24 protein-coding genes are annotated in these 24,587 nt (G+C 43.9%); 12 read left to right on the top strand and 12 right to left on the bottom strand.

All coding sequences use genetic code 11. The features are described 5' to 3' along the window. Window positions 1–14 precede the first annotated feature (14 nt). On the top strand, window positions 15–491 hold the full coding sequence (greA, locus tag GYX91_RS07930) for a transcription elongation factor GreA (protein ID WP_025331212.1): 477 nt from the start codon (window positions 15–17) through the stop codon (window positions 489–491). An 86-nt stretch (window positions 492–577) separates the two neighbouring features. Here greA and yhbY read toward each other — a convergent pair whose 3' ends face one another. Beyond that, window positions 578–868: a ribosome assembly RNA-binding protein YhbY gene (yhbY, locus tag GYX91_RS07925; protein WP_041881436.1), complete on the bottom strand. Its 291-nt coding sequence runs from the start codon at window positions 866–868 to the stop codon at window positions 578–580. A gap of 297 nt (window positions 869–1,165) precedes the next feature. On the opposite strand from yhbY, the gene GYX91_RS07920 reads away from it, so the two are divergent. The 6 genes from GYX91_RS07920 (at window position 1,166) to GYX91_RS07895 (ending at window position 8,501) form a co-directional block, all read left to right on the top strand. Beyond that, window positions 1,166–1,720: a hypothetical protein gene (locus GYX91_RS07920; protein WP_174830532.1), complete on the top strand. Its 555-nt coding sequence runs from the start codon at window positions 1,166–1,168 to the stop codon at window positions 1,718–1,720. A gap of 178 nt (window positions 1,721–1,898) precedes the next feature. Next, entirely contained in the window at window positions 1,899–2,519 is a 621-nt protein-coding gene (locus GYX91_RS07915) for an RlmE family RNA methyltransferase (RefSeq protein WP_041880460.1), read from the top strand. 86 nt (window positions 2,520–2,605) lie between these two features. After that, a complete protein-coding gene (gene ftsH, locus GYX91_RS07910; protein ID WP_041880462.1) occupies window positions 2,606–4,648 on the top strand; it encodes an ATP-dependent zinc metalloprotease FtsH in 2,043 nt (680 codons plus the stop codon). A 754-nt stretch (window positions 4,649–5,402) separates the two neighbouring features. After that, the gene (gene folP, locus GYX91_RS07905) at window positions 5,403–6,263 is read left to right on the top strand and encodes a dihydropteroate synthase (protein ID WP_078475790.1); all 861 of its coding nucleotides are present in this window, start codon (window positions 5,403–5,405) and stop codon (window positions 6,261–6,263) included. Window positions 6,264–6,445: 182 nt separating this feature from the next. After that, a complete protein-coding gene (gene glmM, locus GYX91_RS07900) occupies window positions 6,446–7,789 on the top strand; it encodes a phosphoglucosamine mutase (protein ID WP_100126556.1) in 1,344 nt (447 codons plus the stop codon). Between the two features lie 37 nt (window positions 7,790–7,826). After that, window positions 7,827–8,501 carry a DedA family protein gene (locus GYX91_RS07895; RefSeq protein WP_084587147.1) on the top strand — a complete coding sequence of 225 codons (675 nt, stop codon included), beginning with the start codon at window positions 7,827–7,829 and terminating at the stop codon, window positions 8,499–8,501. A gap of 70 nt (window positions 8,502–8,571) precedes the next feature. Here the strand turns inward: GYX91_RS07895 and plsY are convergent, their stop codons facing one another. Beyond that, window positions 8,572–9,174: a glycerol-3-phosphate 1-O-acyltransferase PlsY gene (gene plsY / locus GYX91_RS07890; RefSeq protein WP_110414447.1), complete on the bottom strand. Its 603-nt coding sequence runs from the start codon at window positions 9,172–9,174 to the stop codon at window positions 8,572–8,574. A gap of 58 nt (window positions 9,175–9,232) precedes the next feature. Between plsY and folB the strand changes: the two genes are divergently transcribed. Both folB and GYX91_RS07880 read left to right on the top strand, forming a co-directional pair. Beyond that, window positions 9,233–9,592: a dihydroneopterin aldolase gene (folB, locus tag GYX91_RS07885; protein WP_084547902.1), complete on the top strand. Its 360-nt coding sequence runs from the start codon at window positions 9,233–9,235 to the stop codon at window positions 9,590–9,592. 33 nt (window positions 9,593–9,625) lie between these two features. Beyond that, window positions 9,626–10,246, top strand: a complete 621-nt coding sequence (locus tag GYX91_RS07880; protein ID WP_174830531.1) for an NAD(P)H-hydrate epimerase — start codon at window positions 9,626–9,628, stop codon at window positions 10,244–10,246. Here the strand turns inward: GYX91_RS07880 and GYX91_RS07875 are convergent. Next, window positions 10,243–10,866 (bottom strand): CoA pyrophosphatase, encoded by a 624-nt coding sequence (locus tag GYX91_RS07875; RefSeq protein WP_174830529.1) that lies wholly within the window; start codon window positions 10,864–10,866, stop codon window positions 10,243–10,245. The two genes, GYX91_RS07880 and GYX91_RS07875, sit on opposite strands and share 4 nt — an antisense overlap. A gap of 463 nt (window positions 10,867–11,329) precedes the next feature. After that, window positions 11,330–12,715 carry an oxygen-independent coproporphyrinogen III oxidase gene (hemN, locus tag GYX91_RS07870; RefSeq protein WP_174830527.1) on the bottom strand — a complete coding sequence of 462 codons (1,386 nt, stop codon included), beginning with the start codon at window positions 12,713–12,715 and terminating at the stop codon, window positions 11,330–11,332. 263 nt (window positions 12,716–12,978) lie between these two features. Here hemN and fnr point away from each other — a divergent pair, with 263 nt between their 5' ends. Then, window positions 12,979–13,719: a fumarate/nitrate reduction transcriptional regulator Fnr gene (gene fnr, locus GYX91_RS07865; protein ID WP_025331198.1), complete on the top strand. Its 741-nt coding sequence runs from the start codon at window positions 12,979–12,981 to the stop codon at window positions 13,717–13,719. 125 nt (window positions 13,720–13,844) lie between these two features. Here fnr and GYX91_RS07860 read toward each other — a convergent pair whose 3' ends face one another. The 5 genes from GYX91_RS07860 to GYX91_RS07840 form a co-directional block, all read right to left on the bottom strand. Further along, the gene (locus tag GYX91_RS07860; protein ID WP_174830526.1) at window positions 13,845–14,627 is read right to left on the bottom strand and encodes a hypothetical protein; all 783 of its coding nucleotides are present in this window, start codon (window positions 14,625–14,627) and stop codon (window positions 13,845–13,847) included. A gap of 67 nt (window positions 14,628–14,694) precedes the next feature. Beyond that, window positions 14,695–16,011 (bottom strand): FAD-binding oxidoreductase, encoded by a 1,317-nt coding sequence (locus tag GYX91_RS07855; RefSeq protein WP_238791328.1) that lies wholly within the window; start codon window positions 16,009–16,011, stop codon window positions 14,695–14,697. Between the two features lie 78 nt (window positions 16,012–16,089). Beyond that, window positions 16,090–16,971 (bottom strand): ABC transporter permease subunit, encoded by an 882-nt coding sequence (locus tag GYX91_RS07850; RefSeq protein ID WP_174830524.1) that lies wholly within the window; start codon window positions 16,969–16,971, stop codon window positions 16,090–16,092. Then, window positions 16,964–17,932, bottom strand: coding sequence for an ABC transporter permease subunit (locus GYX91_RS07845; RefSeq protein ID WP_084565490.1), 969 nt, complete (start codon window positions 17,930–17,932; stop codon window positions 16,964–16,966). Before GYX91_RS07845 ends, GYX91_RS07850 begins: the two co-directional genes overlap by 8 nt. Before the next feature lie 19 nt (window positions 17,933–17,951). Continuing rightward, a complete protein-coding gene (locus GYX91_RS07840) occupies window positions 17,952–19,082 on the bottom strand; it encodes an ABC transporter ATP-binding protein (protein ID WP_025331193.1) in 1,131 nt (376 codons plus the stop codon). Window positions 19,083–19,621: 539 nt separating this feature from the next. On the opposite strand from GYX91_RS07840, the gene coaBC reads away from it, so the two are divergent. After that, window positions 19,622–20,803, top strand: coding sequence for a bifunctional phosphopantothenoylcysteine decarboxylase/phosphopantothenate--cysteine ligase CoaBC (gene coaBC / locus GYX91_RS07835; protein ID WP_174830588.1), 1,182 nt, complete (start codon window positions 19,622–19,624; stop codon window positions 20,801–20,803). Window positions 20,804–20,885: 82 nt separating this feature from the next. Further along, window positions 20,886–21,347, top strand: a complete 462-nt coding sequence (dut, locus tag GYX91_RS07830) for a dUTP diphosphatase (RefSeq protein WP_174830522.1) — start codon at window positions 20,886–20,888, stop codon at window positions 21,345–21,347. A gap of 145 nt (window positions 21,348–21,492) precedes the next feature. Here the strand turns inward: dut and ppk1 are convergent, their stop codons facing one another. The 3 genes from ppk1 to GYX91_RS07815 form a co-directional block, all read right to left on the bottom strand. After that, complete coding sequence (gene ppk1 / locus GYX91_RS07825; RefSeq protein WP_174830521.1) at window positions 21,493–23,553, bottom strand: polyphosphate kinase 1; 2,061 nt, start codon at window positions 23,551–23,553, stop codon at window positions 21,493–21,495. Between the two features lie 86 nt (window positions 23,554–23,639). Next, window positions 23,640–24,254, bottom strand: a complete 615-nt coding sequence (locus GYX91_RS07820) for a serine acetyltransferase (protein ID WP_198210839.1) — start codon at window positions 24,252–24,254, stop codon at window positions 23,640–23,642. Between the two features lie 6 nt (window positions 24,255–24,260). Beyond that, window positions 24,261–24,533: an oxidative damage protection protein gene (locus GYX91_RS07815; RefSeq protein ID WP_025331188.1), complete on the bottom strand. Its 273-nt coding sequence runs from the start codon at window positions 24,531–24,533 to the stop codon at window positions 24,261–24,263. Between the last annotated feature and the right edge of the window lie 54 nt (window positions 24,534–24,587).

Below are 24,587 nucleotides of genomic sequence, written 5' to 3'. Positions count from 1 at the left end.
CTTGGAGAAATATGATGCAAAAAATTCCGTTGACCGTAATTGGTGCTAATTTGCTGAAACAAGAGCTACAAGAGCTTAAAAGTGTAGCTCGGCCGGCTGTGATTGAAGCAATTGCTGAAGCACGTTCGCATGGCGATCTGTCGGAAAATGCAGAATATGAAGCTGCTAAAGAAAAACAGGGCTTTATTGAAGGCAGGATTGCTGAAATTGAGCACAAGCTTTCCCTGGCGCATATTATTGATCCAAAAGAAACCAATGCTGATGGTAAGGTGGTTTTTGGTGCTACAGTGAAAATGCAGGATCTGGAAACCGAAGAAGTAGTGAGTTACCAGATTGTGGGTGAAGATGAGGCAGATATTAAACAGGCTAAAATTTATGTCGGTTCACCTATAGCACGTGCTCTGATTGGTAAAGAAGAGGGTGATGTGGCAGAAGTTCAGGCACCGGGCGGTATTCGCGAATATGAAATTCTTGAAGTGTTTTATATTTAATTTATCTGCATTTAAAAAATTGTTTACTGTTTTACAGAAACTAGCCGGATAAAATAAAAGCGATTCATGTAATGAATCGCTTTTATTTATTCTGCCGGATTCTCTTTGCGGCGGAATAATATTAGTTGTTTGCCAATATGCTGAATTAATTCGGCATGAGTAGCTTTACATAGTTCTTCTGCAATGGCTATACGCGCTGCACGATCGTCACCTGCTACCTGTACTTTAATCAGTTCATGTGCATCAAGATTACGATTGGTTTCGGTGATTACTTCAGTAGTCAGTCCGTGCTGACCAATCAGTACTACTGCATGTAATTGATGTGCACGAGCTTTTAATGCCATTTTTTCTTTACTGTTTAATTTATCTGTTGCCATTTTACTTTCCGGATTGATTACGATCTGATTAGCCTGTTATTCAAGTTAGATTCAGAGTTAAGCTATTTTAAATGAGACAGACGATTTTTTATAGTTGAGAGGTCTTGTATATTTGTATTGAAAATAAAAATTCAAAATCAGTATATTAATAAGGTATTTCTTATTTTAATTAAAATAGTAATTTATAAAACATTCAGGTATATTTAATTTCTGTGATATTTGTTTATTGTTGGTAATATTTATTTTATTCCGATTAGTTAGAGAAATTTAGTATTTTTCCATTAGATCATAATAATTATGAAATTTTCGCAGATTTTGTGTCTCGGCATACTGAGAGTTCTGGATACCTTTATTTTCAGATTAGCTGTAGGGTTTGGGTTGTGCATGGTTTGTCTGCCTTTAGTGTCGCATCTGTACGCTAAGAGCAGCATCAAAAACCAATCTCATTTTCCTTTTGAAGTTGCGGTATTTAGGCCTGATGGCACTTTTACTCAGGTAAATTATAGTATTAATAAAGATTTTAAACCGGAAAATACGTCATTTCTGGCCAAATTTCCCAGTGGGCAGGATAAATCATCAGATGGTAATTATTCCTTCAGTTATAAGGTACTTAAAGAGGAGCCACATCTTCAATTGATTGAGATTGAAACTATTGACCTGGATGATGATAGAAATACATGGGCAACATATGTTGCTACGTCCGATACTATTATGCCATTGAGTACCAGAATTGAAATCCCCGGTTATCTGCTGCTGAGCGCTCTTATGGCTTTTATTCTGGTGCAGCTAATGAAACAATTTATCAGATATGTGCGCTGGTGTTTCACTATGTCAATCTATTCAGATGAGTAATTTACACTACAAAAAAAGATTTGGAATAAAACCTGAGGAACAGGTCTGATAAATTGCTGAGTATAGCCGGTGGATAAAATTATTTATGCTGATGAATTTATCTTTTATATAAGGGGAAATGCTGTATTCTGCATCAATTTCACGATACAATGTGGTGATTTTTTCAAGAATTTGCATCATGGGTGTTCGCTCTAAATCTTCCAGTGCATGGCTCAACGAGCATGTTAACGATCATTATGTTCATCTGGCTCAGAAAGAAGGCTACCGTGCACGCGCAGCCTATAAGTTGCTGGAAATCAATGATAAGGATCATCTGATACGACCGGGTGCGGTAGTGGCTGACCTTGGCAGTGCTCCGGGTAGCTGGTCGCAGGTTGCGGCCAGGCTAGCTGGTGCGGCAGGACAGGTATTTGCACTGGATATTCTGCCTATGGAACCAGTGACGGGTGTACGTTTTATTCAGGGTGATTTTCGCGAGAATGACGTGCTGGCAAAGTTTGAAACTTTGCTGGATGGTTGTGAACTGGATCTTGTAATTTGTGATATGGCACCCAATATGTCTGGCAATAACATTACTGATCAGGCACGCAGTTTTTATTTGGCAGAATTGGGTCTGGAGTTTGCTCAGGCACATCTCAAACCGGGTGGTGATTTTCTGGTGAAGGTGTTTCAGGGAGCAGGTCTGCAAGAGTTTCAGCAGGCTATGAAGGATTGTTTTGCTCAGGTAATGGTTCGCAAGCCGAAAGCATCCCGTGACCGCTCGAGCGAAATTTATTTGCTTGGTCGCGGTAAAAAATAGTAGTTATAGCCAATGCTATATGAAGAAGTTGGCTATATTAACTATTCTGAACAACAATTAATTAACCTCCTTAGGAGTTTCTGACAGTGCGGAATACCGTAAAGAATCTTTTGGTCTGGCTGGTGCTGGCGTTAGTATTAATGGCCGCATTCAATGCCATTACTGAGAAAAAAGAGAGTAAACAGCAAATTGAATACTCTCAGTTTATTCAGCAGGTTAACAAGGGTGAGATTGCCAGTGTAAATATTGAAGGTTCAGTGATTAATGGTCTGCAGCTGAAGGGCCAGCGTCATGATAAATCTTCTTTCATTACCAATGCACCGACACCGCTGGAAAATAATTTTGTTAGTAATCTGATAGCGAAAAATATTCGGGTTAATGTGATTCCGGAAGAAAAACCGGGTATTTTGACTAATATGTTTATCAGCATATTACCTATACTGTTGCTGATTGGTGTATTTTTTTATTTCATGCGCTCCACACAAGGCGGCGGAGGCAAGGGTGGTGCCTTTTCTTTTGGTAAAAGCCGTGCCCGATTACTGGATAAAGAATCTAATAAAACAACCTTTGCTGATGTAGCTGGTTGTGATGAGGCTAAGGAAGAAGTGCAGGAAATTGTGGATTATCTGCGGGCACCACAGCGTTATCAGACGCTTGGCGGGCGCGTACCGCGCGGTATTCTGATGTGTGGCAGACCGGGTACAGGTAAAACTTTACTGGCTAAAGCGATTGCCGGCGAAGCTCAGGTGCCGTTTTTCAGTATTTCCGGTTCCGATTTTGTAGAGATGTTTGTTGGTGTGGGCGCATCGCGTGTTCGCGATATGTTTGAGCAGGCAAAAAAGAACGCTCCCTGTCTGATTTTTATCGATGAAATTGATGCGGTAGGCCGCCAGCGTGGTGCCGGTTTGGGTGGTGGTAATGATGAACGTGAGCAAACGCTGAATCAGTTGCTTGTGGAGATGGATGGTTTTGAAAGCAATACAACAGTTATTGTGATTGCGGCAACTAACCGTCCGGATGTGCTTGATCCTGCTCTGATGCGACCAGGCCGTTTTGACCGTCAGGTAGTGGTACCGTTACCGGATATCCGCGGACGTGAACAGATTCTGAAAGTACATGCTGCTAAAGTGCCTCTGGATAAATCAGTGGATTTACCTGTGCTGGCACGTGGTACTCCGGGTTTTTCCGGTGCTGATTTAGCCAATCTGGTAAATGAGGCTGCTCTGTTTGCAGGTCGTCGGAATAAGACCAAAGTAGACATGAGTGACTTTGAAGATGCTAAAGATAAGATTTACATGGGTCCTGAACGCCGCTCCATGGTTATGCATGAAGATGAGAAAAAAGCCACTGCTTATCATGAATCAGGTCACGCTGTTGTTGCTGAGACACTGGATTTTACGGATCCGGTACATAAAGTAACGATTATGCCCCGCGGGCGTGCACTTGGTCTGACCTGGCAGCTGCCGGAACGTGACCGCATCAGTATGTATGAAGATCAGATGCTTAATGAAATTTCAATTCTGTTTGGTGGTCGTATAGCTGAACAGTTGTTTATTGGTCGTGTGTCTACTGGTGCTTCTAATGACTTTGAACGTGCTACTCAGATTGCGCGTGATATGGTAACCCGTTATGGTATGTCCAAAAAAATGGGACCAGTGGTATATGGTGAAAATGAAAATGAAGTGTTTCTCGGGCGTTCTGTAACGCAATCGAAAAATATTTCTGAAAAAACCATGCAGGAAGTAGATGCTGAAGTACGTCGTATCCTTGATGAGCAGTATGAAATTGCCTATAAAATTCTGGATGAGAATCGCGATAAGATGCATACCATGGCTAAGGCTCTGATTGAATGGGAAACCATTGACCGTGATCAGGTGCTGGAAATTATGGCAGGTAAGCAGCCTAGTCCGCCAAAAGATTTCAGTGAAAATATAGTTAAGGATGGCGATACTGAGCAGCCGTTAGCTGAGACTGAAACTGAAGCTAAGACTGATGCGGTAGCTGAAACCGAAACAGGTGCTAAAGCGGATGGAGCAACTCAATCCGAAATTAAAGCTGATGCTGTGGCTGAGGATGCAGATCATACTGAATCTAAAGCATCTGCACCTGAACAGAAATCACAGGACTAATTGATGTAGTTATATGATTTTTAACGGCAGCAATAGCTGCCGTTTTTTCTATGTTTTATCTGAAAATAAGAGGCACAAAATATAATAGTAATACTGAAAATAGTTATTCTGGTATATAGGTATATGCTATTTTGGTTCATATGAATTGTTGAAAAGCATGGTAATTTAAGTCAGGAAGATTCTGTATTATGTAAATGATAAAATACTGGCAAAAGCTGGTGTTAAAAATTCAGCTAAACGGTTCAATTCATGAAAGTAGTAAATCAATATTTCCCATGAGACAAATATTCTTTCATTTATTAATCTGGCTGGCTTTAAAATAGGTGAATTTATAAATTGAATATTTCTCCATTATTATCAGTTATAAATGTCAAATCAGAGCAATTATGATGGTTATATTGGAGTCTGGGTTATTTATATAACTCAGATAATGACAGGATATTTAAATCTTGAGATTTATCAATTTATTTTACATCAAGGTATTCTGTCTTAGTTCTGACAGCAATTCTGGTTGTAGTTCACTATATATCTTTGTTTATTTCAATATTCTTTGATTTACAATGATTTTTTAATAGATTTTATATTTTTGTTATTTTCAGTGAGTCTGAATTTGTACTTTGCGGATAAAAAAATTGAGATGCGAAGAGAAATAACTTTATCTGGCTGAGCAGAATTTATTGCTAGTATTATTGGTTTAACCACAAATACAGACTGTATGATTATTTGATAAATGTTAAGAGATTATGATTTAAGTATGGATAATTCTAGTCAAAATTACTGGCAGTGCGGGCGTTTTCAAATTGATTTGGCTCAGCCGAAAATTATGGGAATCGTCAATTTAACGCCGGATTCATTTTCAGATGGCGGAAGTTACAGTACTTCTCTGACTCTGGCATTAAAGCATGCGGAACAGTTATTAAAGGATGGGGCGGATATTCTGGATATTGGCGGAGAGAGCTCCCGTCCCGGATCTGATTTTGTTTCACCTCAGGATGAGTGGAAGCGTATTGAGCCGGTATTAACAGAGTTGGTTACCTGGAATGTACCATTAACTGTTGATACACGCCGCACATGGGTAATGCGTCAGTTACTTGAGCAGCAACTGGTTGACGGAATAAATGATATTCAGGCACTGGAAGATGCCGGTGCAGTGGATTTACTAGCGCAGCAGCAGAATATTGGTGTGTGTCTGATGCATATGCAGGGACAGCCGGAAAATATGCAGCATAATCCTGAATATCAGGATGTGGTTACTGAAGTTGGTCAGTATTTGCAGCAACGGGTATCTGTGTGTGAACAGGCTGGGATTGACCGTTTGCGTCTGACAATAGATCCGGGTTTTGGTTTTGGTAAGAGTCTTCAGCATAATATCGCATTAATGCAGCATTTTGCAGACTGGCATGCGGCCGCCGGTTGTCCGGCACTAATTGGGGTATCACGTAAAACGATGATTGGTTTACTGACTGATGAAACTGAACCAAGACAACGGGTTGCCGGAAGTGTGGTGGCGGCAGTAGCAGCCGTGGCACGTGGTGCAGCAATTATACGGGTACATGATGTACGTGAAACACGTCAGGGTTTACAGGTATGGGCGGCCTTGGGCGGAAGTATTTAACAAGATAGGTTGCAGATTGTCAGCAGACGCGGGCTGCGTTTTTATTATGTAATCTGAGTAGAGTTTAATCGGGTTCAGATTTATTGTGAACCGGATAGTTTTCAAATAACATTTTATTTACTGACTGAACAGCTATGCCTGTTCTACAATAATAGTCTTGAATTAATCGGTCGGAGCAGGTGATGGCAAAAAAATATTTTGGTACTGACGGGGTGCGTGGTGAAGTTGGTAAGTTTCCGGTAACCCCCGAATTTGTACTGAAATTAGCGTATGCTGCCGGACATGTACTGGTACAACATGGAACTGATCATCAGCCTACTGTGCTGATTGGTAAAGATACAAGAATTTCCGGTTATATGCTGGAAGCAGCAATGGAAGCGGGCTTTACAGCAGCAGGGGTAAATGTGCTGCTTACCGGACCATTACCTACACCGGGTGTGGCTTATTTAACCCGTGCACTGCGTTTGGATTGCGGTGTGATGATATCTGCTTCACATAATGCTTATCATGATAATGGTATTAAATTTTTTGCAGAGGGTGGAGTCAAGTTAAGTGATATTCTGGAGCTGGAAATTGAAGCAGAGCTGGAAAAGCCGGTAAAAACTGTCCCCTCCAGCGAACTTGGTCGCGCACGTCGCATAAATGGTGCTGTTGACCGTTATATTGAGTTTTGTAAATCTACTTTTCCGAATCATTTGAATTTGCGCGGTTTGAAGCTGGTGGTAGATACGGCAAATGGTGCGGCCTATGCTGTGGCACCTAAGGTATTTCATGAGCTGGGTGCAGATGTGGTCTGCATCGGCGATCAGCCGGATGGTTATAATATTAATCAGAAAATCGGTGCGACATATACTAAATCACTACAGGCAGCAGTGTTACAGAATGAAGCTGATTATGGTATTGCGCTGGATGGTGACGGCGACAGGCTGATGATGGTAGATAAATTCGGCAAAGTCTATGATGGGGATGCGCTGATTTATGTAATTGCCAAAGCTCGTGCTTCAGCAGGCTGTCTGGATGGCGGTGTAGTGGGGACAGTTATGACCAATCTTGCTATGGAGCTGGCGTTTAAGCGGCTGGGCATTGATTTTGTCCGCGCTAAAGTAGGCGACCGTTATGTTCTGGAACAGCTGCATCAGCATCAGTGGTCACTAGGGGGAGAAGCTTCCGGTCATATAGTTTGTCTGGATAAGCATAATACCGGTGATGGAATTATTGCAGCTTTACAGGTCTTTGCAGCCTTACAGGTTTTACAGCAGGATTTAGCCAGTATACTTACTGACTGGCAGCCTTTTCCGCAAACTATGATTAATGTTCATATTGAGCCTGATCAGGACTGGCAGAGTATTGCGGCGCCGGTAGCTGATGAGGTGATGAAACAGCTCGGAGATAATGGACGTGTGGTACTTCGCCCGTCAGGAACAGAACCGGTGGTGCGGGTTATGGTAGAAGCTCGTCAGACTGAAGTTGCGCGTCAGGCAGCTGAAAAAATTGCCAATGCAATTAAGACAGGTTTGGCAGAGTAAATCTGTCTGACAGGAATAAAAGAAGAACGGGCATTTTATGTTTGCATTGCTGGAAGCTTTTTTTACTGAGTATGGCTATGCAGCGGTATTTATGGTATTGGTTGCCTGCGGCTTTGGTGTGCCGATACCGGAAGATGTAACGCTGGTTGCCGGTGGTGTTATAGCCGGACTGGGACATGCGCATGTACATACCATGTTTATGGTAGGTATGGCCGGTGTTCTGGTAGGCGATGGTATGATGTTTAGTGCCGGACGCGTATTTGGTCATCGTATTCTGAAATTTCGTTTTGTTCAGCGGGTAATGACGCCCAGGCGCTATGCTCAGGTACAGGATAAATTTGATAAATATGGTAGCTGGGTATTATTTATTGCCCGTTTTCTGCCCGGTTTGCGTACCCCGATTTACATTACCGCCGGGATCAGCGGGAAAGTTTCTATACCGAAATTTTTGTTGATGGATGGTCTGGCAGCAATGATTTCTGTACCTGTGTGGGTGTATCTGGGTGAATATGGTGCGGAAAATATTGATTGGCTGATGCATAAGGTACATCAGTTCCAGGCAGTTGTGTATGTTGTGATTGGCGTTGGTGCACTGGCACTAGTCTATTACTGGTGGAAAAAGCGTCAGCGTATCCAGTTTTTTAAACGTAAAATTGCTGAAATTCGTCAGCGCAGGCGCAATCGTAAGCAGCAAAAACAAAATTTGAAGTAATACGCCCGAGATAAAGAAAAAGACAGTTGAGAAAACTGTCTTTTTTATTTATGGTCGCTATGTCAATTTATTATTTAGTTTCGCCGATTTTACCTTCACGACCGCTGAACAGGTTTTTGATATTGCTTTTATGCCGGTAAAGAACCAGTATATCAATTACTATAACAGCAATTACCCAGCTTAACTGAGGCATAAACCACCAGGCAGCAAACGGGCTGATCAGAGTAGCTATTAATGCGGCCAGTGAAGATACTTTGAAACCAAAGGCCATAATCAGCCATACCGCTGCGCAAATAAGTGCAGTAGGCCATGATAAAGCCAGGAGTACACCCAGTGCAGTAGCTACGCCTTTACCACCTTTAAATTTGAAAAATACCGGCCACATGTGGCCAATGAGAACCACTACGGCAATTATAGCAATGGTATTGCTGTCCAGTTGCCAGACCGTCTGATAGTGTTTTGCCAGCCAGACGGCCAGCCAGCCTTTGAATGCATCGCCTAGCAGTGTAAGAGCAGCGGCACTTTTTTTGCCTGTACGCAAAACATTGGTAGCACCGGGATTGCCAGAACCATAGCTGTGCGGGTCGGGCATACCCATACAGCGCGAAACAATAACGGCAAAAGACAGAGAGCCCAGTAAATAGGCACCGATAATTGCAAGGTAATTGACCATAAAGCGGTTTCTTTAGTCTACAATCTGAGGGTTTGCATTTTAGCTCAGTAGGTTGGACATGGATACTATCTTTTTACACGGTATGACTGCGCAGACGCTGATTGGGGTATATCAGTGGGAGCGGCAACAACAGCAAACACTGTTGCTGGATGTGGATATTGGTACAGATTTTCAGCAGGCAGCGCAAAGCGATAATATTGACGATACGATTCACTATGCCAGAGTGGCTGATGATTTGCGTGAGGTACTTGCTGAACAGGAATTTTTGTTACTGGAAGCACTGGCAGAGTATGTGGCGCAGTTTATATTGAACCGTTACGGGGCGTTATGGGTTCGGGTGAAAGTGGTGAAGCCGGGTATTCTTGCTGGTATTAAGGAAGTGGGTGTACAGATTGAACGCCGGAATACCCAAGTATGATTATAATCTGTTTTTCCTGCTAAAGGACAAGATATGAATATGCCAGTGTGGACTGTGGCACAGATGAAAGCATGGGAGGATACACAGAACCGGGAAGGTTTGAGTTATGCCCAAATGATGGAACATGCAGGAAGTCGTGCAGCGAAGGATTTATTATGTCGGTTTCGTTCCCCGCAGCATGCGCTGATACTGTGTGGCAAAGGGAATAATGCAGGTGACGGGCTGGTACTGACCCGAGTATTGTCTTTACATGGCTGGCCGGTAACGATTATGTTTTTACAGGGACAGCGATTATCAGCTCTTGCCGAAGCCAACCGGAAATGTCTGCCGGTTACTGTAGATTGTATTGATACTTCGCAATTGCATACTGTGCTGCCGTCTGTTCATCTGGTTGTGGATGCTGTTTATGGTACTGGTTTCCATGGTAAATTGCCTCAGGCTATTGCACGTTGTTTTGATGCAGTTTCTCAGGCAGATGTGTTTAAGGTGGCGCTGGATATGCCCAGTGGTGTGGCAGGAGATGGCGAAGAAATAGCTGCCGGAAGTTTTCAGGCACAGCTTACTTATGCTTTTCAGGCTCTGAAACTGGCACATTGTCTGGAGCAGGGAAGACGGTTATGCGGAGAAATAGTACGTATTGATTTACTGGATTAGTGTTGATGGTTTTGCCTGCTCCATACCTGATAGCATTGAGCCAGGTGTAATAGCATGCATGCAGTAGCTCCCCAGATATGCCGGTTTTGATAATGTAAATGATATACCTTAAGCTTAAGTTGCTGATGTTGTTTAATACTATGCTGGTATAGCTTGCTATCCAGAACAACAGGTAAGGGTACAGGGAATATTTCGCTGACTTCTGACGGGTTGAGCTGCCAGTATAGAGATGAATTGGTCCAGGCCAGAACAGGAACAACTTTGAAACCGCTGGGCAGATAGCATTGAGGTAAGGTTCCGACCAGCTGCCACTGATTACGAATTAGTCCGGTTTCTTCTTCGCTTTCGCGAAATGCTGCATTGATACTGCTTTCATTATTTTCCAGTTTGCCACCGGGAAAAGCGATTTGCCCGCGGTGCTGGCGTAGTTGCTGACTGCGCTGAGTAAGCCAGATTTGCGCGTTACCATGATTCCAGTCAACAGGCATCAGTACCGCAGCGCAGCGAAAATTAACGGGCAGATGCTGTAATGTATCCTGGCGCTGATTAAGTATAGTGGGCAGTGTACTAGTGCATGCGTAATGTAAAAATTGTTTCAGCTTATCAGGTGTAGTAAACATTTCAATGATGCCAGACTGTTCTTTTTTCAGGATACTAAGTAATTTATATATCGTTCAGGCATAAATGACCAGAATAATTTTAAGGAGGATTAACCAGTGGTTACCAGAGATATAATGTAATTATGGGTAATTGAAGCACTGAAGTACTTAGGCGGATCTGGCTGGCCTAAGGATGTCAGTAAATATATCTGGGATAAATATGAGCAGGAGTTGAAAGCATCCGGAAGTATGCTTTATATCTGGCAATATGATTTACGTTGGGCTGCTCAGCAATTGCGTAATGAGAAAAATTAAAACCAGTTCATAAACGGTGTGATTTACCGTGGGAACTGGTTTAATTTTAAACAGTAAAATTGGTTTGCAGTTAAGTAAATGGCGATGACGAACAGTTGCAGTATTTATTAATTTTGGCAACGTTATTTATCTTGCTGATAAAACGATGGTAACTGTTGCGGTTTGATTATTATAATGTACGCGAATACTGGGCTTCGGTGCGCTTCTGGCGCAAATAGTAGTCAAATACCATGGCGATATTGCGAATCAGCAGCCTCCCTTTGGGTGTAACCTGTAAATTCTGATCACTAAGATTGAGCAAGCCAAGCTGTTGCAGGTGCTGTAAATCAGACTGCTCAGCAGCAAAGTAAGTTTGAAAAGGCTGCTGCATGGCATGGCTATAATCAATGTAATTAAGCTGGAAGCGGCACATCAAATCCTGAATTACACGCCGGCGCAGTAAGTCGTCTGCATTAAGCTGGTAGCCGCGCATAACTGGCAGGCGGTTTTCATCCAGAGCCTGATAGTAGGCAGGCAGTTCTTTTTCATTCTGGCTGTAGATATTGTTGATTTTGCCGATGCTGGATACGCCGATGGCGATTAAGTCACAGTCTGCATGGGTTGAATAACCCTGAAAATTGCGTTGCAGGCGGCCTTCAGATAAGGCAATGGCCAGTTCGTCATCAGGTTTGGCAAAATGATCCATGCCGATGAAGATATAGCCCTGCTGTAACAGATATTGAACGGTGTTTTGCAGAATATCCAGTTTAACACTGCTGTTGGGTACGGCTGATGTATCAATACGCCGCTGTGGTTTGAACAGATGTGGCAGATGTGCATAGTGATACATGGCAATGCGATCCGGCTGCAGAGTCAGTACGTGATCCAGTGTGCAGCGCATAGAGGCTTCAGTCTGGTGCGGTAAGCCATAGATTAAGTCGACACTGACAGAGTGAAAACCATTAGCTCTGGCTGCCTCAATAACTGTCCGGGTTTCAGCTTCGCTCTGGATGCGGTTAACGGCCTGTTGTACCGCCGGATTGAAATCCTGAATACCGACGCTCATCCGGTTAAAACCGAGTCTGCCCAGATGAGCTACAGTTTCAGCTGTCACTTTACGCGGGTCGATTTCAATTGAATATTCACCCTGTTCTGACAGGGTAAAGTAGCGGCTGATACTGGCAAAAATATGACTGAGCTGGTCATCATTCAGAAAGGTTGGTGTACCGCCGCCGAAATGTAATTGTGCCAGCAGCGGTTTACTCTGCCAGTTTTTTGCCAGCAGTGCCATTTCTTTATCCAGATACCGGATATATATATCGGCACGGCTGGTATCTTTGGTAATAATTTTATTACAGCCGCAATAGTAACAGATGGTATTGCAGAAAGGCACATGTACGTACAGGGAGACTGGTTTGTCACCAATATTTTGCTGTAAAGCAGTTTGTAACTGAGTTGCGGTGAATGAAGTATTAAAACGGTCTGCTGTAGGGTAGGAAGTATAACGCGGGCCGGAAGACGGTAAGGAAGCAATAAGGGTACGGTCGAATTCTATGTTGATGCGTGGTGTGTTCATTGGATAATGATGGTTATTCTTGTGTTGGTCTGGTGAAATAGATAGGAGTGATAACTATTTATGGTAGAATACATCCGGCAGTAAAGTAAAGCAGTGAAAACATAATAAGCCAATTTTTTTATTAAATCAGGGTCTGAAGGAAATTCAATTCACTTTGTCTATAACAATACTATATTGGATAGTTTTTAAAAAATTGATTTATATCAATATGTTTTTTATATGATGTTCTGGGCAAAGTGTAATCAGTAATTATTAAATATATTATGATTAGATTGTATAAACAGGGTGAAATAGTACAGAAATTATGCGAAAAATGTTCTTTGCATATTCTCTGTATGCCGGTAATGCTTAAAGAGCGGGAACTAACCGATTTAGGAGCGATTATTCGTCAGAGTCGTCGTTTAAAAAAAGGGGAGTATCTGTTTCGTGCCGGTGAACCGTTTGATGCAATATTTGCCATACGAACCGGTTTTTTTAAAACCATGGTTAATAGCCGGGACGGACGAGATCAGGTAACTGGTTTTTTTATGTCAGGTGAATTGTTGGGGCTGGACGGTATTTGTCATAATGTTCATGGCTGTGATGCAGTAGCTCTGGAAGATAGTGAGGTATGTGAGCTACCATTCACTAATATGGAAGATGCCGGTAATATTTTGCCTTCATTACAAATACATTTTTATCGTCTGATGAGTCAGGAAATTCTGCGTACTCAGGAGCTGATGCTGATGCTGGGTAATATGCGTGCAGAAGAGCGTCTGGCTGCGTTTCTGGTGAATTTATCTCATCGTCTGAGTTTTCGTGGTTTTGCTGCAAATGATTTTATTTTGCGTATGTCACGTGAAGAAATTGGCAGCTATCTGGGGCTAAAGCTGGAAACAGTAAGCCGTACTTTGTCTAAATTTCAGCATGAAGGCTGGATAAAAGTTGAGCACAAGCATATTCAGTTATTAGAACCATGGATGTTGCAGAAAATGGTGATGCATTGTCAGCGGGCTGCAAGCTGAATTCAGTTAATGCTTAAAAAAGCTGTAGCATGTTATTGTTGCTACAGCTTTTTTGCTTGATGAGAAAAATTATTTTATATACCTGAATTTGCAATATCGATCATGATTGTGTTAGCTGGGCTGTTTCAGGCATATCCGGCCATCGCGGCAAGCTTAAGTGTATCTTTACCATAAAATTTAGCCTTTAGATGACGCATCCAGCGGATTTTATGTAAGCTTTTGTTGACAATACTACTTACTTCATTAGGTTGATTATGCAGTACGCTATGCCATAATTCTTTAGCCTGAATAGTTACGCCGAATTCCTGCATTAAACGTGCACCTGAGTGCAGATAGCATAGCCAGTCGCGGGAATGGCATTGCGTTAATGTCATCGCGGATAAAGGATCATCTTCGAAATCGATAAAGCCTATGCTGTCCTGATTAATGTAAATCATATTGCGTGCAAAAGTTTCACTCAGGTATTGCTTGCGTTTATGTACATCTTCGATGGCGTTAAGACCAAGCTGCCAGCGTTGCAACAGAAGTTCAGGCTGATGCTTACAGTGTTTCCATTCTTTTTCCAGATTGTGATCGCCAATATGACTAATCATCAGAGCATCCGGTTGTTGCGCCAGAATGGCAGGAACCCGCACTCCTGCTGAGGCCAGAGCCCGCAGACGGGATGCTTCGGTTTGCAGTGCAGGTATTCCGCCCAAATTGGGTACAGGTTGCAGCATGTGAATACCACTTATTTTCTGAGCTATTTTTAATAAGTGATAGCGCCAGGCACTATTGCGTGCACCAGCTTGCCGTACCCATACTTTTTCGCCGTTAGTCAGTATATGGCTTTGCATCAGGCCGGTTTGTATGAGCAGGCACTGTTGTAATGCATGCTGATAAAAGGCAGAAGAGTCGGAAGCGGTCATGAAGCCTGTTGCTTGAATTCAAAAACGGGTATTGATTGTACTATAGTTAAGTTTATAACTCTTAAAATTAAGGTAATAAATCTTTTAGACGGTAATAACCTGTTCCTGCCCATTGTATGGGCAGGCGCAGTAAACTGCCACCGGGAAAGTTGTGATGTATAATTTTTTCAAACATGCACAGGCGGCTGTCATCGCCGCTGATTGCCTCAGCAATAATTTGCCCGCCCATACCGGCAGCAGCCACGCCATGTCCTGAAAATCCTTGTAAAAAATAGAGTTGCGGGTTAAGACGCCCGAAATGGGGCAGGCGGTTCATGCTGATATCAACCAGACCACCCCAGGCATAATCAATTTCTGCATCAGCCAGTTGTGGAAATACTTTAAGCATGTCACGGCGCATACTCTGAATGAGTTGCAGCCGGCCGGGTTCACGACCGGAATAATTGACTTTACCTCCGAATAACAGACGTTTGTCTACACTCAGGCGATAATAATCAAGTACAAAACGGGTATCACATACTGCCATGTTATTTTTGATAAGTTGCTGAGCACGTTTCCCAAGCGGCTGGGTTGCAATCATGTATGTACCTACCGGCAGGATTTTGGCTTCGAGTGCCTTTATAGGTGCCTGCCGGAGGCTACGGGTAAAGGCATTGACGGCAATCACGAGGTTTTTTGCAATGATATTTCCGTTTGGTGTGGTAATCCGGTATCCGTGCTGCCATGTTTCCAGCGAAAGCATAGGGGAATGTTCAAACAGCAATGCTCCGGCACGGGCAGCTGCACGAGCCAGTCCAAGTAAGTAGTTTAGTGGATGTAAATGTCCGGCCTGATGGTCAAAAATCGCGCCGGTATAGCGTTCACTGGCCAGTTGCTGTTGCAGCTGATTGGAATTCCATACTTCATAATCATGAAAATGATAGTGTTCGGCAGCTTCTTTCACCCATTCAGTTAAGGCACGCAGCTGGCGTGGTCGGATGGCTGCATGAGCGTAACCGCGTTGCCAGTCACAGCTGATTTGGTAGGTTTGAATCTGTTGTTCAATCAGAGTGACAGCTTCACGGCTCCACTGCCAGAGTGTTTGTGCGTTTTTCAGTCCGATCATGCCGGCCAGATTGCTCATTTCAGCAGCGTAACCATAAATGACCTGACCGCCGTTACGGCCGGAGGCGCCATAACCGATTCGGGCGGCTTCGATAAGTGCTACACTATGCTGCTGTTGTGCCAATGGCAATGCAGTACCGATTCCGCTCAGTCCGCCACCAATGATGCAGGTTTCCACTTCAACAGTACCTGTTAAACTTGGATAGTGGCTGTGGTCATTACAGCTGGCTGTATAGTAGCTGTCAATGCGTTCTGTATCTGGTGGCATGTGTGTAGACATAGTTACAATGATTAAACTGATTAGGAAGATGAAAAATTGGCAGCTAACCGAAATCAGATAGCTGCCATGTATGCATTTTTATTTGTTAGCCTCAAGTAACTGGCTCTGTCGATAGGCTTCTGCCATTTCCCGTTCACGTCGGGTATTTTGCCGCATCATGAAGTAATTAATACCTATAACCAATGTACCTACCAGTGCAATGATGATGGTGGCCAGTACATTCATTTGCGGATCCAGACCCAGTTTGATTTTTGAAAATATAATCATTGGTAAGGTTGAGGAACCCGGACCGGACAGGAATGATGTAATGACTAAATCATCCAGCGACAGTGTAATGGACAGCAGAAAGCCGGATGCAATAGCCGGAGCAATTGAAGGCAGTGTAATCAGAAAAAATACCTTTAATGGCCTTGCACCAAGATCCTTGGCTGCTTCTTCCAGTGACTGATTAAGCTCAGATAAACGTGAGCGGATAATAACAGTTACATAGGCCATACACAGGGTGGTATGACCAAGCCAGATAGTAAAAAAGCCGCGTTCAAAATACAGAAAGCTAAAAACACTGTTTTGCAACAATATCTGTACCTGAATAATTAACAGCAGCATGGACAAACCGGTAATGATGTCCGGCATAACCATTGGTGCAGAAACCATACCGGCAAACAAGGTACTACCACGGAAACGTTTGATGCGGGCTAATGCGTAGCCGGCAAGTGTCCCCAGAATGACTGCGGCTGCCGCCGAGCACAAAGCAATGCGTACTGAAAGCCACGCAGCATCAAGTATCTGTTCATTCTGTAATAACTTACTGTACCACTGAATGGAAAAACCTCCCCAGACAGTGACCAGTCGCGAATTGTTGAATGAGTAGATAATCAGGACAACCAAGGGTATATACAGAAATGCCAGCCCCAGAAACAGCATTACTCTGAGAAACCAGGATGATATGTTTTTATGCATGGCTGGCTCCTTCTTCAATTTCCCGGTTTTCATAACGATGGAACAAGGTAATCGGAATCACCAGTAACAGCACCATAATAACAGCAACTGCTGACGCCAGCGGCCAGTTATTCTGATCGAAGAAAGCCTGCCACAGTACTTTACCAATCATCAGATTTTTTGGTCCGCCTATCAGTTCGGGTATCACAAACTCACCAACTGCCGGAATAAAGACCAGCATCGAACCGGAGATAATCCCGGCTTTGGATAGTGGCAGAGTAATGGAAACAAACGCTTTAATAGGACCGGCACCGAGATCGGCAGCGGCTTCCAGCAGGCGGTTGTCCAGTTTTACCAGCTGAGTGTACAGAGGCAGAATCATAAAGGGCAGATAGGTATATACCATAACCAGATTCAGTGAGAATGAGTTGTATAGCATATTCATCGGGTTGTTGATGAGTCCCCATTTGATCAGATAAGTATTAATAATACCGTTATGGCCGAGCAGGCTCATCCATGCATATACACGCAGCAGAAATGATGTCCAGAAAGGCAGCATAATGGTAAGCAGCAGACCGTTACGGATCCTTTCCGGAGCCCGGGCGATAGCATAGGCTATCGGATAACCCGCCAGCAAACAGATAAGTGTCGTAGTGAAAGCGGTTTTAATTGATAACCAGTAAGTCAGCAGGTAAATATTATCGCCTAGATTGCCAATAAACATTTGTCCGAGAGAATGCCAGAAATCATTGAAAATGTCGGCATAATTCTGGTAGCTGACCAGAATATTTACTCGTCCCATTTCAGCATCTACATGATACAGCGGAGTATAGGGCGGGATAGCAATATCCTGTTCGGCAAAGCTGATTTTAAGTACGATAAAAAATGGGATAAGGAAAAGTACCAGCAGCCAGATATAAGGAATGCCAACAACCAGTCCCTGTGTCGGGCGTAAGCCTTTGAGGCGGTTAAACCAGTTCATGTTTAAGCTCCCGCGCCAATTAATGGGTCAGAGGACTGACCTGATTATCCGGCCAGCTGATGTAAACTTTTTCTTCCCATGTGGGCATAGGAATGCTGTATTGTTCCCAGTATGAGGATAACACCTGACTTTTAATAATTTTGCCGGAAGGCAGCTGGATATGAAAAATACCGAAGCTGCCGAGATAGGCAATTTCTTTGACAATTCCGGCTGACCAGTTATATTCCTGCTGAGGTTGCTCACGATAGATGTTGATATCTTCAGGACGAATAGACAGCCAGATTTTCTGATCTTCCGGTCCGCTGATACCGTGACCAAGATAAACCAGTTGCTGCATTTCTGGGCAGTGAATAATGGTATGGTCGGCACCGTCTTCAGTCACTTTGCCTTCCAGAATATTGGTTTCACCCATGAATTCAGCTGTAAAGCGGCTATTCGGATAGTCGTAAATATCAGAAGGTGTGCCAACCTGTTGCAACTGTCCGTCCGACATGATGGCAATACGTGAAGCCATTGTCATGGCTTCTTCCTGATCATGAGTAACCATAATACAGGTAGCACCCACTTTTTCGAGAGTATTCACCAGTTCCAGCTGAGTTTGCTGGCGCAGTTTTTTGTCCAGAGCGCCCAGAGGTTCATCCAGTAATAGCAATTTAGGGCGTTTTGCCAGACTGCGTGCCAGCGCAACGCGTTGCTGCTGACCACCGGAAAGCTGGTGTGGTTTGCGTTTGGCGTATTTGCTCATTTGTACCAGACGCAGCATTTCTTCTACCCGCGCACTGATTTCATCTTTGGGCAGTTTATCCTGCTTTAATCCGAAAGCGATGTTTTGTTCGACCGTCATATGCGGAAACAGGGCATAGCTCTGAAACATCATATTGATAGGGCGGTCGTAGGGTTGCAGTTTAGTAATATCTTCACCATCAAGGATAATCTGTCCCTGAGTTGGTGTTTCCATACCGGCGAGCATGCGTAATAAAGTCGATTTACCGCTGCCGGAGCTGCCGAGCAAGGCGAATATTTCGTTTTTTTTGATGGTCAGATTAATATGGTCTACGGCGTAATTATCGCCATAGGTCTTGACGATGTCTTTAATCTGTAAGTAGTGTGCTGGATCGGCACCGGGTCTGGTGATTGCGTTTTCGCTCATAATTAAAGGTTACTCCAGAAAAATCGTTCCAGCCAATGCTCGGCATATGGATGTTTACTGTAATGTTTAAAGAACGGTGCAAAAACGATTCTGCTCCTGCTTTAGGGGACGCATTGTATGCAAGCATTTAGTATGGGGCAATGAAATTTAAGTGTTAATACGTTTAAATTCTCCACTTAGAGTATAACTTTGTATGTAAACAGGGATTTAGCGGTACTTTTTAAATTGAATAAAATTTTGTTAGGATTGAGCTAAAGTACGGTCTGACAGAGAACATGCTGTCTGGCAGGCTGAATATTGCCTAGTGTATCATGTAATTATTGGCTGCTATATTCATTTAAACCTGATCTACTCAGCGGTTGTATCTGATAATGAGATTGTACTGATTTCAATTATAAAATGTGAATATGAGTATAAATGGATTGTGCAAAAAATTTTCCTTATAATCAAATAGTTTGTTTTATTTTTTTCTGACTGGGTTAAATGAAAATTCGGTAGATATCTGTTTACGGCCGGTCATGACGATGGATGTAAAAGTAATGAAGAAAAAGGTGTTGCTGGGTATTTGTGGTGGTATTGCTGCATATAAATGTTGTGAACTGGTGCGGCTGCTTAAAAAAGCAGGACATCAGGTTAATGTTGTGATGACACAGGCAGCTACTGATTTTGTCAGTCCCACTACTTTTCAGGCACTGAGCGGAGAACCGGTATTGCTGGATACCCATGATGCTGCCGGCGGCAACGGGATGGCTCATATCAATCTGAGTCGTCAGGCAGATGTGATGCTGATTGCACCGGCTTCTGCCAATACGCTGGCGAAAATAGCGAACGGAATGGCTGATAATCTGCTGACAACTCTGGTAGCAGCCCGTACCTGTCCGCTGGCTGTTGCGCCGGCAATGAATGTACAGATGTGGAATAATCCGGCTAATCAGCGCAATCTGGCTTTATTACGTCAGGATCAGATAAAAATACTCGGACCGGCAGTTGGTGAGCAGGCCTGCGGCGAAACTGGCAGCGGACGGATGCTGGAAGCGGCTGAACTGGCGGAATTGCTGGCAGATGTCTGGACACTGCCGGTGCTGGCTGGTAAACGTGTGCTGATTACAACCGGGGCAACCTTTGAAGCCATTGATCCGGTACGCGGTATTACCAATATTTCCAGCGGACAGATGGGTATGGCTCTGGCGCGAGCCTGCCGTGCAGCCGGAGCAAGTGTATCTTTAATATACGGACAGATTAATACCTCAATGGCAGCAGGGCTGGCTTACACTGAACAGGCTGTCAGCGCAGATTCTATGCTGAATGCAGTCGAGCGTTTGTTGCCACAGCAGGATGTGTTTATTTCTGTAGCAGCAGTGGCTGATTACAAAGTAAAAAACCGCAGTGTACAAAAACTGAAAAAACAGCCGGGACAGGCTGTTCCTATAATCGAACTGACTGAAAATGCCGATATACTGGCAACCGTAGCCAGCCGGCCGGATGCTCCTTTCTGTGTTGGCTTTGCAGCAGAAAGTGAGCATGTTCTGGAACATGCGCGTGCTAAACGGCTGAAAAAAGGTGTGCCGTTACTGGTAGCTAATGATGTGAGTCTGGCTATGGGTAAAACGACCAATCAGGTAATTTTACTTGATGACGAGCAGGAAACGGCTTTACCGCAAATGAGTAAAGCGGATACGGCTGCGGCTATTGTTGAACGGCTGGCACAATTATTGCCGTGACAGTAAAAGGCTGTTACTGATGTGTTATAAGGGCGTGCTGTCCTGATATTTTTAATGATCTATTATTTAAAGACTGGTTTTTATGAGTGCTTCTGAGTTATCTGTACAAATTAAAATATTACATCCGTCAATGGCAGAACAATTACCTGAATATGCGACGATTGGTTCGGCCGGGCTGGATTTACGTGCCTGTATTGAAGCACCGGTTACTTTGCAGCCGGGAGAAAGCTTTCTGCTACCGACCGGACTGGCCATACATCTGGCTGATCCGGGATATGCAGCTCTGATATTGCCGCGTTCCGGTCTGGGGCATAAACATGGGATTGTACTGGGTAATCTGGTTGGTTTAATTGATTCGGATTATCAGGGAGAATTAAAAGTATCGTTGTGGAATCGCAGTCATGAAGCGTATGTGATTGAACCTCTGGCACGGATTGCTCAGATGATTATTGTGCCGGTTATGCAGGCAGCTTTTACCGTGGTTGATGAATTTGCGCAAACCAGCCGCGGAGAAGGCGGTTTTGGTAGTACTGGACATCAGTAATTTTTATGTATTCAAATGAAAAGCAAGGTATCCGGATGGATAACCTTGCTTTTTTTGCCATGGCACTGGCTAAAACTGCTTACTACACAATTAATTCAGCATTCTGACCGGCCATTCGGTAGTTTTAGGTTTGAAACCAGTATTATTACTGGCGATAACGCTCAATAAGCATATTCTGCATATTGGTTATTGACTCTTTCTCTGCTGGTTTAATGCGCTCATACTGACCATCCGGCTGCATCAGCCATGCACACTGATTATCAGCCAGCGCAAGCATCAGAGTTTCCTTGATTATACGTTGTTTTAGCTCAGATGTTTCAATCGGTGTACAAATTTCTACACGACGGAACAGATTTCGCCCCATCCAGTCGGCGCTGGATATCCATAGTTTAGAATCACCGCCATTTTCAAAATAAAATACCCGCGCATGTTCCAGCAGCCGGCCGACTATAGAACGTACCCGGATATTTTCTGATAAGCCTTTAACACCCGGACGTAACACACATATTCCGCGTACTATTAGCTCAATTTGTACACCGGCCTGACTGGCTGCATACAGGGCATCGACAATAGAAGGCTCAACCAGTGCGTTCATTTTAGCAATAATACGAGCTGTTTTGCCGGCTTTTGCCTGCTCAATTTCGTTATTAATGCTGTTGAGAAGCATTTTGTGCAGAGTAAACGGGCTTTGCGCTATTTTATGCAGATTATTGGGTTGTCCCAGACCGGTGATTTCCATAAATACGGTATTAACATCCACGCTGATATCCTGATTGCAGGTCATCAGACCCAGATCAGTATAAATACGGCTGGTGCCCTGATGATAATTACCTGTACTGACATGAGCGTAGCGTTTCAGCCTGCCGTCTTCACGTCGAACTATCAGTGCCATTTTGGCATGAACTTTATAACCGAAGACTCCGTATACGACATGGGCACCGGCAGCTTCAAGCTGACCTGCCCAGTTCAGATTGGTTTCTTCATCAAAACGGGCCATCAGTTCAACCACCACAGTAACCTGTTTGCCTGTCAGTGCCGCTTTCATCAGTGCTTTTACCAGGTCAGAGTTACTGCCAGTACGGTAAATGGTCATTTTTATCGCAATAACCTGAGGGTCATCAGCTGCCTGCTGAATCAGACGAACTGTAGGTTCGAAAGACTGGTAGGGATGATAGAGTAAGATATCGCGCTGGCTGATGATGCTGAACATATCGCGATTTTTATTCAGAATGGCCGGTGTGCCGGGAATAAATGGCGGAAATTTTAAATCATTGCGTTCAACCATATCCGGTACGGCCATCAGTCGTACCAGATTTACCGGACCGTTTACTCGGTACAATTCGTCGCGGCCCAGATGAAAATGGCTAAGCAGGAAATCGTAAACGTGTGCCGGACAATTATCGGCTACTTCCAGCCGGACACCATCTCCATATTGTCTTCCCTGTAATTCACCAGCAATCGCCGTGCGCAGATTTTCCAGATCTTCTTCATCAACACTTAAGTCGCTGTCGCGGGTAAGGCGAAACTGATAGCATCCTTTAACGCTCATTCCAGTGAAGAGTGTATGCACATGAGCATGCAGGATTGACGACAGAAATACAAAACCATCATGTCCGTCACATAATTCCTTAGGCATTTTCAGTACTCTTGGCAAAATACGCGGAGCCTGAACGATGGCCATGCCACCGGTACGCCCAAAAGCATCTTTACCTTCCAGTTCTACTGCAAAATTCAGTGATTTATTCAGTAAACGCGGAAAAGGATGCGAAGGATCCAGTCCGATAGGGGTCAGAATGGGTAACAGTTCATTTCGGAAGTAATCAGCCACCCACTGGCGTTGTGCTTCACTCCATTCACTGCGCGGATAAAAAGATATGCCTTCACTGCGCAGTGCCGGAATCAGCTCATCGTTAAATAATCTGTATTGTTCGGCAATAATGGCGTGAGCTTCTTCGGTTACATTGGCAATAACTGTATCCGGTAGTTCGCCATTGGCCAGAGGAATATGTGGCGAAAGTTCACGGGTACGCCGCAGCCATGCCATCCTTACTTCAAAAAATTCATCCAGATTGGAAGAAACGATACATAAAAACCGTAAACGTTCGAGTAAGGGTACCTGTGTATCCTGCGCCTGTGCCAGAACGCGACGATTGAAAGCCAGCAGGCTAAGTTCACGGCAAAGTAGATGTGGCTGAATTTCGGACATTGGCTATACCTGTAACTGTCATTAAGGGTAAGAATTTGTCAGTCTGGTGTTAATGTTACTAACATTGGCACTGTTTTGCTGTCAGGTCAAGCTTCATTTGTATTTTCTGGTGGCCAGCGGTTGTGGATATATTGTCCCGGATTCTGGTAATTCAGTACTTTAGCGTAATTGCCGGCAGCAGTGGCATTTGCCGGAATATTTTTAGTCACAACACTGCCGGCGCCAATAGTGGCATTGTCACCAATCTGTACATTTTCAATCAGATTACAATTGGGTCCGATGTAGACGTTATTACCGATACAGGCTGCGGGGCCGTTGTTAGCGCCAATTACTGTGTAGGGAGAAAGATTGACATTATTACCCAGTCGGGCACTGCTATTGATAATCAGCGGGCCGCCATGACCAATGTACAAACCATAACCTACTGCTGTGCGCGGGCTGATAATGATACCGCTGCGGCGTTTTTGCCATGCATACATGGGGTAGGCAATTTTGCGCCATATTCCCGGTACGGAGGCCAGCCTGAGCCAGAAAGTAAAGCGGAACCCCCGGTTAAACAGATAATGACGAATAAAACTAGACCAGTCTGTACGGCCGCTATAACGAAACAAATCACTTTTAATAAGCTGGATAACCATAAAACAGTGCAAAGATGTCGGGAAAATAAAAGGCTGTTCGTCTCTGTGAAATCGAACAGCCATTAGTTTTTATTCCTGAGGCGGTGTATAACCACTGATTTGGTCGGCACCCTCGCCGAAGAAATAATTTTCCATTTGCTGGGTAATGTACTGACGGGCGCGGGGGTCGGCCAGACTAAGGCGGTTTTCATTAATAATCATGGTTTGATAACGTAACCAGCCATCCCAGGCTTCCTGTGATACGTTATTGTATATGCGTTTACCCAGTTCATTGGGAAATGGCGGAAATTTCAATCCGGGCGCTTCTTTGCCCAGTTTAACGCAATGCACCATATGGCTCATGTGTTTTCCTTTGTGTCATTCAGGGAAAAATACAGATTGTAGAATATTTTGCAG

Origin of the sequence: Snodgrassella sp. ESL0304, from assembly GCF_013344995.1 — a bacterium.
Classification (GTDB): domain Bacteria; phylum Pseudomonadota; class Gammaproteobacteria; order Burkholderiales; family Neisseriaceae; genus Snodgrassella; species Snodgrassella alvi.
Note: the sequence above shows the minus strand (reverse complement) of the source record. Positions and strands in the feature narration are given on the sequence as shown.

Bases quoted from the DNA above. Each gene is read 5' to 3' on its own strand.
- folP (WP_078475790.1), top strand. From the start codon at position 5,403: ATGGATAATTCTAGTCAAAATTACTGGCAGTGCGGGCGTTTTCAAATT.
- GYX91_RS07850 (WP_174830524.1), bottom strand. From the start codon at position 16,971: ATGCATAAAAACATATCATCCTGGTTTCTCAGAGTAATGCTGTTTCTG.
- GYX91_RS07860 (WP_174830526.1), bottom strand. From the start codon at position 14,627: ATGACCGCTTCCGACTCTTCTGCCTTTTATCAGCATGCATTACAACAG.
- dut (WP_174830522.1), top strand. From the start codon at position 20,886: ATGAGTGCTTCTGAGTTATCTGTACAAATTAAAATATTACATCCGTCA.
- GYX91_RS07875 (WP_174830529.1), bottom strand. From the start codon at position 10,866: ATGTTTACTACACCTGATAAGCTGAAACAATTTTTACATTACGCATGC.
- GYX91_RS07855 (WP_238791328.1), bottom strand. From the start codon at position 16,011: ATGTCTACACACATGCCACCAGATACAGAACGCATTGACAGCTACTAT.
- folB (WP_084547902.1), top strand. From the start codon at position 9,233: ATGGATACTATCTTTTTACACGGTATGACTGCGCAGACGCTGATTGGG.
- GYX91_RS07895 (WP_084587147.1), top strand. From the start codon at position 7,827: ATGTTTGCATTGCTGGAAGCTTTTTTTACTGAGTATGGCTATGCAGCG.
- greA (WP_025331212.1), top strand. From the start codon at position 15: ATGCAAAAAATTCCGTTGACCGTAATTGGTGCTAATTTGCTGAAACAA.
- GYX91_RS07840 (WP_025331193.1), bottom strand. From the start codon at position 19,082: ATGAGCGAAAACGCAATCACCAGACCCGGTGCCGATCCAGCACACTAC.
- ppk1 (WP_174830521.1), bottom strand. From the start codon at position 23,553: ATGTCCGAAATTCAGCCACATCTACTTTGCCGTGAACTTAGCCTGCTG.
- coaBC (WP_174830588.1), top strand. From the start codon at position 19,622: ATGAAGAAAAAGGTGTTGCTGGGTATTTGTGGTGGTATTGCTGCATAT.
- GYX91_RS07915 (WP_041880460.1), top strand. From the start codon at position 1,899: ATGGGTGTTCGCTCTAAATCTTCCAGTGCATGGCTCAACGAGCATGTT.
- fnr (WP_025331198.1), top strand. From the start codon at position 12,979: ATGATTAGATTGTATAAACAGGGTGAAATAGTACAGAAATTATGCGAA.
- plsY (WP_110414447.1), bottom strand. From the start codon at position 9,174: ATGGTCAATTACCTTGCAATTATCGGTGCCTATTTACTGGGCTCTCTG.
- yhbY (WP_041881436.1), bottom strand. From the start codon at position 868: ATGGCAACAGATAAATTAAACAGTAAAGAAAAAATGGCATTAAAAGCT.
- GYX91_RS07815 (WP_025331188.1), bottom strand. From the start codon at position 24,533: ATGAGCCATATGGTGCATTGCGTTAAACTGGGCAAAGAAGCGCCCGGA.
- glmM (WP_100126556.1), top strand. From the start codon at position 6,446: ATGGCAAAAAAATATTTTGGTACTGACGGGGTGCGTGGTGAAGTTGGT.
- GYX91_RS07820 (WP_198210839.1), bottom strand. From the start codon at position 24,254: ATGGCTGTTCGATTTCACAGAGACGAACAGCCTTTTATTTTCCCGACA.
- hemN (WP_174830527.1), bottom strand. From the start codon at position 12,715: ATGAACACACCACGCATCAACATAGAATTCGACCGTACCCTTATTGCT.
- GYX91_RS07880 (WP_174830531.1), top strand. From the start codon at position 9,626: ATGAATATGCCAGTGTGGACTGTGGCACAGATGAAAGCATGGGAGGAT.
- GYX91_RS07920 (WP_174830532.1), top strand. From the start codon at position 1,166: ATGAAATTTTCGCAGATTTTGTGTCTCGGCATACTGAGAGTTCTGGAT.
- GYX91_RS07845 (WP_084565490.1), bottom strand. From the start codon at position 17,932: ATGAACTGGTTTAACCGCCTCAAAGGCTTACGCCCGACACAGGGACTG.